Raw genomic sequence first — 9,174 nt, forward strand, 5'->3', positions numbered from 1 at the left:
GGCGCCTTTCCATAACAACAGGAGAAACACGTGTCCGTCGAAGTTGACCGTCAAGTTCCCGATTTCACCGCACCGGCCACGGGCGGCGACATTTCGCTGTCCGACCTGAAGGGCAAGAAACTCGTGCTGTACTTCTATCCGAAGGACAACACGCCGGGCTGCACGACCGAAGGGCTGCAGTTCCGCGATCTCTATCCGAAGTTCAAGAAAGCCGGTGCGGAAGTCATCGGCGTGTCGCGCGACAGCCTGCGTTCGCATGACAATTTCAAGGCAAAGCTCGAACTGCCGTTCCCGCTGATTTCCGATGCCGACGAAGCGCTGTGCGCGCTGTTCGATGTCATCAAGATGAAGAAAATGTATGGCAAGGAAGTGCGCGGAATCGAGCGCTCGACGTTCCTGATCGACGCCGACGGCGTGCTTCGCCAGGCATGGCGCGGCATCAAGGTACCGGGTCATGTGGACGACGTGCTAAGTGCTGTACAAGCGCTTTGAGGCGCGTTATATTGGGCCGCAATGAATGCCAGTTCGCCCCATATTTCTCGTAGCTGCGCCGGTGCTCGTTGCGATGCTTGCCGGCACCTGACGCGCATTACGACGGTATCAGCCGAGCCGCATGCCTCTATCGACGGGGCAGCGGCTTTTTTTATGGATTGCGCGCCGGCCCTCGGTCCGGCCCTCACCGCGTCAAGGAGCTGATCGACACTTAGGCGAACCGGCTAGACGAACTTCCTGTGCGCCACCGCGCGCAAACTGCATGCGTCTACGTCACGCAGGATGCGATCAGCGGCGCACGCCATGCGACACGATTCCTCCCGAGGGACACCATGCCTTTGCCTACTCCCCCCAGCAAGCTCGGCAGCCTGCTGCCGCCCGACGAATACAAGGCGAAAGCGCGGCCCGCGAAAGCCGCGAAGAAATCCGCCGAAGGGGACGCATCCACAGCCGGTGACTTTGGTCCGGCGAGCGTGGCCCAACCGATGACCGAAGCCGCGAACACGGCAGCGCCACTGCGCGCCGTCGCGTCTTCGACGCAAGATGCCGCAAGCACACCCGCACGTGGCCGCAAGACGAAACAGACGGCTGCACTGCTGCAGCCGATGCCGGCGGCCGCCGAACCCGCGGCACCGGTCGTCGCGCGCAACGACAAACCGGCTGCCGACAAACCGGCCGCCGCACCCGCTCGCGATACCGGCGCCGCGACGAAGTCGCGCAGCCGCAAGCCCGCCGAAGCCGAACTGCAGAAACTGTTCGTGCTCGACACCAACGTGCTGATGCACGACCCGAGCAGCCTCTTCCGCTTCGAGGAACACGACGTCTATCTGCCGATGATGACGCTCGAGGAACTCGACAACCACAAGAAGGGGATGTCCGAAGTCGCGCGCAACGCACGCCAGGTCAGCCGCACGCTCGACGCGCTCGTCGCCGATGCCGGCGCGATCACGGCCGGCATTCCGCTGTCGCGCCTCGGCAGCCGCGAGGCGCTCGGCCGCCTGTACTTCCAGACCAAGCTCGCGGACATCGCGCCCGTCGAAGGCTTGCCCGAAGGCAAGGCCGACAACCAGATCCTCGGCGTCGTGCGCGCACTGCAGCGCGACCGGCCCGATCGCCAGGTCGTGCTGGTGTCGAAAGACATCAACATGCGGATCAAGGCGCACGCGCTCGGCCTGCCGGCGGAAGACTACTTCAACGACCAGGTGCTCGAGGATTCGGATCTCCTGTACACCGGCGTACGCGAACTGCCGCAGGACTTCTGGACCAAGCATGCGAAGGGCATGGAGAGCTGGCAGGACACGAAGACGGGCACCACGTACTACCGCGTGACCGGCCCGCTCGTCGCGTCGATGCTCGTCAACGAGTTCGTCTATCTCGAGCCGCAGAACGGCGAGCCGACGTTCCATGCGATCGTCCGCGAACTGAACGGCAAGACGGCGCTGCTGCAGACGCTGCGCGACTACAGCCACCACAAGAACAACGTGTGGGGCATCACCGCGCGCAACCGCGAGCAGAATTTCGCGCTGAACCTGCTGATGAACCCCGAGATCGACTTCGTCACGCTGCTCGGCCAGGCCGGCACCGGCAAGACGCTCGTCGCGCTGGCGGCCGGCCTCGCGCAGGTGCTCGACGACAAGCGCTACAACGAGATCATCGTGACGCGCGCGACCGTGCCCGTCGGCGAGGACATCGGTTTCCTGCCGGGCACCGAGGAAGAGAAGATGCAGCCGTGGATGGGTGCATTCGACGACAACCTCGAAGTGCTGCAGAAGACCGACGACGCTGCCGGCGAATGGGGCCGTGCCGCGACGCAGGAACTGATCCGTTCGCGCCTGAAGGTGAAGAGCATGAACTTCATGCGCGGCCGTACGTTCGTCGACAAGTACCTGATCATCGACGAGGCGCAGAACCTGACGCCGAAGCAGATGAAGACGCTCGTCACGCGCGCGGGCCCGGGCACGAAGATCGTGTGCCTCGGCAACATCGCGCAGATCGATACGCCTTACCTGACCGAAGGCAGCTCGGGTCTCACGTACGTCGTCGACCGCTTCAAGGGCTGGGGCCACAGCGGCCACGTGACGCTCGCACGCGGCGAACGCTCGCGACTCGCCGACTACGCGTCGGACATCCTGTAACGCGACAAGCTGGCCCGTCGGCCGGCTTCGACGCAACGCATCGCGGCGCTCCTTTCCGGAGCGCCGTTTTTATTTGGGGTCGAAAACGCAAGTAACACATCGTCACGCAACAACCTGGTTTACGCGCGAAACTTCAAGTAAATTCTCAAGAATGGTTGCTTAAGCCCCGTCGGTGCGTCTACCATCGGGTCTGTCTGTTGTCATACGATTCGCGAGCGCGCCGCGCTTGCCCGCCTTGCCATGCTTCGAATCTGGGTTCCCGTTGCTGTCGTTTCACTGCTTGCGGCCTGCTCCAGCGTGCCGCCGCAGTCGGCATCGCGCCCCGCCTCGGGCATGAAGATCACGACGCCGCGCGCGTTCCCCGCCCCCGCCAATTTCCCGAAGTTCGTCGATCACAGCGTCGGCCAGGAAGAAATCTCGATCCAGGCGATGAGCCTCGTCGGCGTCCCGTATCGCTGGGGCGGCAATACCCCGACGAGCGGCTTCGACTGCAGCGGGCTCGTGCGCTACGTGATCGGCCGTGCGGCCGACGTGAACCTGCCGCGCACGACGGCCGACATGAGCGGCCGCGGCGTGTCGATCGAGCCCGACCAGGTCGCACCTGGCGACCTGATCTTCTTCAATACGACCGGGCGGCCGCATTCGCACGTCGGCATCTACGTCGGCAAGCTGCGCTTCGTCAACGCACCGTCGACGGGCGGCACCGTGCGGCTCGACTACCTGACGAACCCTTACTGGGCCAAGCGTTTCGACGGCATTCGCCGCGTCGCGCCGCCGCGCGGGGCGCCTACGCCGTTCGATGCGCCGACCTACGAGGCGAAGCGTGACGAGCCGCGCAGCGCGCCGGCCGTTGCGCCCGCTCCCGTGGTCGTGACTGCCGCCGCCGCACCGCGCCAGCCAACTTATGCGCCGCCGCAAGCGGCCGCACCCCAGGCACCCGCACCGGCCATGCCGGCCCCGCAGGTCGTATCGACTGCAGCGGTCGCCCCCGCAGCCGCGTCGGCCGACCCGTATGAACCGCCGCCGCCACGGATACAGGCGGCCCAGCAGCAGGCAACGTCCGTGAATGACGGTACGGGCAGCGCCGCCATGACGGCGAATGCCGCGCCGGCCGGCCAAGCTGAAACTGGCACACGGATTCCGACGACGGCGCTGACTGCCGCCCAGGCTGCCGCTTTCGATGCGGAACCGCCGCCCGCCACCGCGGCGGCGTCACCGCGCAGTGTCGAGCCCGCCCCCGTTCAGGTACTGCGTGCGTCGACCCAATCCGCACCCGTCAGCCCGCGCACCGCCACCGCTGACGATCCGATCGCCCGGTTCGCGAACGGAAGTTACTAGCCCGCTTCGCCCTCGCCTGCGGCCACCCGCGACCGCAGCCGCCCTTCGCCGCACATTCCCGCACCTCCAAAAGAAAATGCGCCGCAGCCTTTCGGCTTGCGGCGCATTTCGTGTCCGTTCGACAGTATCGTATCGGCGATCAGAAGATCTGGTGACCCAGCCACCACCCACCGGCCGCGAATAGCGCAGCCGCGGGCAGCGTCAGCACCCATGCCCACACGATGTTGCCGGCCACACCCCAGCGCACGGCCGACAGCTTCTGCGTCGCGCCGACGCCGACGATCGCGCCGGTGATCGTGTGCGTGGTCGACACCGGAATGCCGAGGAACGATGCGAGGAACAGCGTCATCGCACCGCCGGTTTCCGCACAGAAACCACCGACCGGCTTGAGCTTCGTGATCTTCTGGCCCATCGTGCGCACGATGCGCCAGCCGCCGAACAGCGTGCCGAGGCCCATCGACAGGTAGCACGCACCGATCACCCACGCCGGCGGCGCATCGGCGGTCGCCGATGCATAGCCCGACGCGATCAGCAGCATCCAGATGATGCCGATCGTCTTCTGCGCGTCGTTGCCGCCGTGGCCGAGGCTGTACAGCCCGGCCGACAGCAGCTGCAGCCGGCGGAAGCGCCGGTCGACCTTGCTGGGCGCGGTGCGGAAATACAGCCACGACACGCCGAGCATGAACAGCGAGCCGAGAATGAAACCGAGCAGCGGCGAGATGAAGATGAACGCGATGGTCTTCAGCAGCCCGTCGATGTTCAGCGAACTCCAGCCCGACTTGGCGAGCGCGGCGCCGACCAGGCCGCCGATTAGCGCATGCGACGAGCTCGACGGAATCCCGTAGTACCAGGTGATCACGTTCCAGCCGATCGCACCGACCAGCGCACCGAACACGACGTAGTGGTCGACGATCTCGGGATCGATCGTGCCTTTACCGACGGTCTGCGCGACTTTCAGGTGGAAGATGAAATACGCGATGACGTTGAACGCCGCCGCGAACACGACGGCCTGCTGGGGCTTCAGCACCCCGGTGGACACGACGGTGGCGATCGAGTTCGCCGCGTCGTGAAAGCCGTTCATGAAGTCGAATACGAGCGCGACGAGCACCAGCGTCGCGACCATCCATAGGGCGAGTTGTATCGAATGCATCGTGGTCCGCTCAGGCGTTTTCCAGCACGATGCCTTCGATGATGTTCGCGACGTCCTCGCACTTGTCGGTGATCTCTTCGAGCAGCTCGTAGATCGCCTTCAGCTTGATGAGCGTCTTCACGTCGTCTTCCTCGCGGAACAGCTTCGACATTGCCGCGCGCAGCACGCGATCGGCCTCCGACTCCCATCGGTCGATCTCTTCACATGCCTTGAGGATCTGTGCCGACTGCTTCATGTCGGACAGCATCGCGACGGCCTGCTGAACGTGCTGGGCCGACTGCGTGACGATGTGCGCGAGCTGGCTCGCCTCGGACGTGACGGCACGCACGTCGTACAGCGACACGGCGGTCGCGACGTCTTCCATCAGGTCGAGGATGTCGTCCATCGTCGTGATCAGCTTGTGAATCTCGTCGCGATCGAGCGGCGTGATGAAAGTCTTGTGCAGAAGATCGATCGCCTCGTGCGTGAGCTTGTCGGCGGCCTTCTCGGCGGTTTGCACGTTTTGCTTGTGAATCTCGGCGTCGGCGAGATTGTCGATCAGCAGTTCGAGCTCGCGGCCACCGGAAACGATGTACTTCGCGTGCGCATTGAAGAGTTCAAAGAACTTGCCCTCGGTGGGCATGAATCGACCGAACATGGGATTCCTGAGAGATTGTCAAACTACTGTCACGAAAACGGGCGACATTGTACCGTTATTCGGTCGTGCCGCGACGCGCGCACATGCGCGCGCCGGGATTGGATACAACGTTTGGCGATTTAGGGCTTTACAAACCGGCGTTACTCGCCGTAGAACGTCTGCGCCCCTGCAAAGTTGTCGAACTTCGTGTATTGCCCCAGGAACGTGAGCCGAACGGGGCCGATCGGACCGTTACGCTGCTTGCCGATGATGATCTCGGCAGTGCCCTTGTCGGGGCTGTCCGGGTTGTAAACTTCGTCACGGTAGATGAACAGGATCACGTCCGCGTCCTGTTCGATTGCGCCCGATTCGCGCAAATCCGACATCACCGGACGCTTGTTCGGACGCTGTTCGAGGCCGCGGTTCAGCTGCGACAGCGCGATCACCGGCACATCCAGCTCCTTCGCGAGACTCTTCAGCGATCGCGAGATTTCCGAGATTTCAGTCGCGCGGTTCTCGCCCTGCGACGAACCCGACATCAGCTGCAGGTAGTCGACGATGATCAGGCCGAGCTTGCCGCATTGCCGCGCAAGACGCCGCGCGCGCGAGCGCAATTCCATCGGATTCAGGCCGCCCGTTTCGTCGATGAAGAGCTGCGCCTCGCTCATCTTCTGCACGGCGTGCGTCAGTTTCGGCCAATCCTCGTCCGTCAGGCGGCCCGTCCGCATCCGGTGCTGGTCGAGCCGGCCGATCGAGCCGAGCATACGCATCACGAGCTGGGTGCCCGGCATTTCCATCGAGAACACCGCGACCGGCAGCCCGTACTCGACCGCCACGTATTCGCCGATGTTCATCGAGAACGCCGTCTTACCCATCGACGGACGCCCTGCGACGATGATCAGTTCGCCGCCGTGCATCCCGGACGTCATCCGGTCGAGGTCGACGAAGCCCGTCGGCGTGCCCGTGACGTCGCTCGGGTTCGCCGTGTGGTACAGCGTATCGATGCGCTCGACGACCTGCGTGAGCAGCGGACCGATCTCGAGGAAGCCCTGGTTGCCGCGCGCGCCGTCTTCGGCGATCGAGAACACCTTCGACTCGGCCTCGTCGAGCAGCTGGCGGACTTCCTTGCCCTGCGGGTTGAACGCATCGGCCGAGATTTCGTCGGCGACCGACACGAGCCGGCGCAGCACCGCGCGGTCGCGCACGATTTCCGCATAGCGTCGGATGTTTGCCGCGCTCGGCGTGTTCTGTGCGAGGGCGTTCAGGTACGCAAGGCCGCCGACGTCGTCGGCCTTGCCGGACGTGGTCAGCGCTTCGTACACGGTCACGACGTCGGCCGGGCGCGTCGACGCGATCAGGCGGCCGATGTGCTCGTAGATGATCCGGTGGTCATAGCGATAGAAGTCGCCCTGCGACAGGAAGTCGGCAATCCGGTCCCAGGCCGCGTTGTCGAGCAACAGGCCGCCGAGCACCGACTGCTCGGCTTCGACCGAATGCGGCGGGACTTTCAGCGATTCGATTTGAGGATCTTGCGGCGCGTTCATGGGTTGGGATTATCGCGAATTACACAGGACGGCGCCATACCGGCCACCAGCGAGCAGGCAATAAAAAAGGCAGGCCCCGGTTGCCCGGGCGCCTGCCCTTGTCCGGACGGCGGAAGCCGCCCGGAAAGCTTGCGTACGCTTACGCGTGGTCGCCGATCACGTTGATCGTGACGTCGACGACGACGTCCGTATGCAGCGCGACCTGGACGTTGTGCTCGCCGATCATCTTCAGCGGGCCTTCCGGCATGCGAACTTGCAGCTTCTCGACTTCGAAACCTGCCTTCTTCAGCAGTTCCGCGACGTCGCCGTTCGTGACCGAGCCGAACAGACGGCCGTCAACGCCCGACTTCTGCGTGACTTCGAACGATTGGCCGTTCAGCTTCTCGCCGACTGCCTGCGATGCTGCCAGCTTTTCAGCGGCGATCTTTTCGAGTTCAGCGCGGCGAACTTCGAATTCGGCGATCGCTTCCTTCGTTGCACGGCGAGCCTTGCGGTTCGGGATCAGGAAGTTGCGAGCGTAACCGTCCTTGACCTTGACGATGTCGCCGAGGTTACCCAGATTGGCGACTTTTTCCAACAGAATGATTTGCATTCGAATTCTCCTTATTGCGTCGCCTGATTACGCCTTGTGCTGATCGGTGTACGGCAGCAGCGCGAGGAAACGCGCACGCTTGATTGCCGTATCCAGCTGACGCTGATAGTGCGCCTTCGTACCCGTCAGACGAGCCGGCGTGATCTTGCCGTTTTCGCCGATGAAGTCCTTCAGCGTATCCGTGTCCTTGTAGTCGATCTGCTCGACGCCTGCAGCCGTGAAACGGCAGAACTTCTTGCGCTTGAAGAGCGGGTTTTGTTGCTGACGACGCTTGTCGAATTTCTTACCAGTCGGGCGGGGCATGATTTCAGTCCTTTCCAATGTCCTGCAATGCTGTGATGTGAAACACCAAGGTTCTCGCGTTGCGGCTTTTCTTTGCCAGGAAGCCCGTGAACAGCGTTTCGACGCCCATTTCACGACTCTCCAGCCTGCCGCTCGCCTCACCGGCCGCCACCGCCTCGATCGTCATTTCGACCTGACGGGGAATGCCTGCTTCGACGACTTCCGTGCGGTGATGCAATGTGGCGCTTGCGATCGGAACACCTGCCGGCGTATATCGCACCGGTGCGCGTTCGACGACGCTCGCCGTCAATTGCAACCTGTTCACGTGAGTGACGCGCTCCTTGATGGCTTAATGAATGACGAACTTAAGCCTGCGCTTCGGTCGGCTGAGCTGCAGCCGCCTTCTTGGCTTCTTCGCGCTGAACTTCCTTCATCATCGGCGACGGGCCGGTTTCGGCCTTCTTCATCTTGACGATGAGGTGGCGCAGCACGGCGTCGTTGAACTTGAACGCGTGTTCGAGTTCGTCGAGCGTCGTCTGGTCGCACTCGATGTTCATGCAGACGTAGTGAGCCTTCGCGAGTTTCTCGATCATGTAGGCCAGTTGGCGACGGCCCCAGTCTTCGACGCGGTGGATCTGACCGCCGTGCGAAGCGATCGTGGTCTTGTAACGCTCGATCATCGCGGGCACTTGCTCGCTTTGATCGGGGTGCACGATGAATACGATTTCGTAATGACGCATTACACACTCCTTGTGGATTAAAGCCACCCGGGCGTCTGAACCGGTGTGGCAAGTGAGAAGCCGAAGATTCTAACCCGGATACGGGGCGCATGCAAGGCAAATCGACAATTCGCACGCGGATTCGGCCGTGTTTTCAACGACTTGAAGGGGCGAGCCCGGGCAGGCGGGCCGCCCTTCCGTCTCTTTTCCAGTCAGGGTCGAAACAGGAGCGCGCGGCGGGCCCGCAGCCCGCCGTCGCGCCGTCACTCGGTGCGCGCGCCGCCGAGCCGCGCGTCGAGCGCGATC

At 63.5% G+C, this 9,174-nt stretch carries 10 protein-coding genes and 1 pseudogene; 3 read left to right on the top strand and 8 right to left on the bottom strand.

The window, feature by feature from the left end; all coding sequences use genetic code 11:
* Positions 1-30 precede the first annotated feature (30 nt).
* The gene (locus G3N93_RS27450; protein ID WP_006756046.1) at positions 31-492 is read left to right on the top strand and encodes a peroxiredoxin; all 462 of its coding nucleotides are present in this window, start codon (positions 31-33) and stop codon (positions 490-492) included.
* 192 nt (positions 493-684) lie between these two features.
* Here G3N93_RS27450 and G3N93_RS41740 read toward each other — a convergent pair.
* Positions 685-929 (bottom strand): annotated as a pseudogene (locus tag G3N93_RS41740) (hypothetical protein); the annotation flags it as partial.
* On the opposite strand from G3N93_RS41740, the gene G3N93_RS27455 reads away from it, so the two are divergent.
* Entirely contained in the window at positions 825-2,627 is a 1,803-nt protein-coding gene (locus tag G3N93_RS27455; RefSeq protein WP_174941141.1) for a PhoH family protein, read from the top strand. The pseudogene G3N93_RS41740 and the gene G3N93_RS27455 sit on opposite strands and share 105 nt — an antisense overlap.
* Positions 2,628-2,867: 240 nt before the next feature.
* Positions 2,868-3,965 carry a C40 family peptidase gene (locus G3N93_RS27460; protein WP_206134379.1) on the top strand — a complete coding sequence of 366 codons (1,098 nt, stop codon included), beginning with the start codon at positions 2,868-2,870 and terminating at the stop codon, positions 3,963-3,965.
* A gap of 139 nt (positions 3,966-4,104) precedes the next feature.
* Here G3N93_RS27460 and G3N93_RS27465 read toward each other — a convergent pair whose 3' ends face one another.
* From G3N93_RS27465 to rpsF, 7 genes are all read right to left on the bottom strand, one after another.
* Positions 4,105-5,115, bottom strand: a complete 1,011-nt coding sequence (locus tag G3N93_RS27465; RefSeq protein ID WP_011352311.1) for an inorganic phosphate transporter — start codon at positions 5,113-5,115, stop codon at positions 4,105-4,107.
* Between the two features lie 10 nt (positions 5,116-5,125).
* A complete protein-coding gene (locus tag G3N93_RS27470) occupies positions 5,126-5,752 on the bottom strand; it encodes a DUF47 domain-containing protein (protein ID WP_174941145.1) in 627 nt (208 codons plus the stop codon).
* A gap of 140 nt (positions 5,753-5,892) precedes the next feature.
* Positions 5,893-7,275, bottom strand: coding sequence for a replicative DNA helicase (locus G3N93_RS27475; RefSeq protein WP_011352313.1), 1,383 nt, complete (start codon positions 7,273-7,275; stop codon positions 5,893-5,895).
* Between the two features lie 139 nt (positions 7,276-7,414).
* Entirely contained in the window at positions 7,415-7,867 is a 453-nt protein-coding gene (gene rplI, locus G3N93_RS27480) for a 50S ribosomal protein L9 (protein WP_124498629.1), read from the bottom strand.
* Positions 7,868-7,894: 27 nt separating this feature from the next.
* Positions 7,895-8,170 carry a 30S ribosomal protein S18 gene (gene rpsR / locus G3N93_RS27485; protein WP_174941147.1) on the bottom strand — a complete coding sequence of 92 codons (276 nt, stop codon included), beginning with the start codon at positions 8,168-8,170 and terminating at the stop codon, positions 7,895-7,897.
* A 4-nt stretch (positions 8,171-8,174) separates the two neighbouring features.
* Positions 8,175-8,474: a primosomal replication protein N gene (priB, locus tag G3N93_RS27490; RefSeq protein WP_011657069.1), complete on the bottom strand. Its 300-nt coding sequence runs from the start codon at positions 8,472-8,474 to the stop codon at positions 8,175-8,177.
* Between the two features lie 40 nt (positions 8,475-8,514).
* Positions 8,515-8,889 (bottom strand): 30S ribosomal protein S6, encoded by a 375-nt coding sequence (gene rpsF / locus G3N93_RS27495; protein ID WP_174914751.1) that lies wholly within the window; start codon positions 8,887-8,889, stop codon positions 8,515-8,517.
* Positions 8,890-9,174: the final 285 nt, after the last annotated feature.

This window comes from Burkholderia sp. Se-20378, from assembly GCF_017104665.1.
GTDB lineage: Bacteria > Pseudomonadota > Gammaproteobacteria > Burkholderiales > Burkholderiaceae > Burkholderia > Burkholderia lata.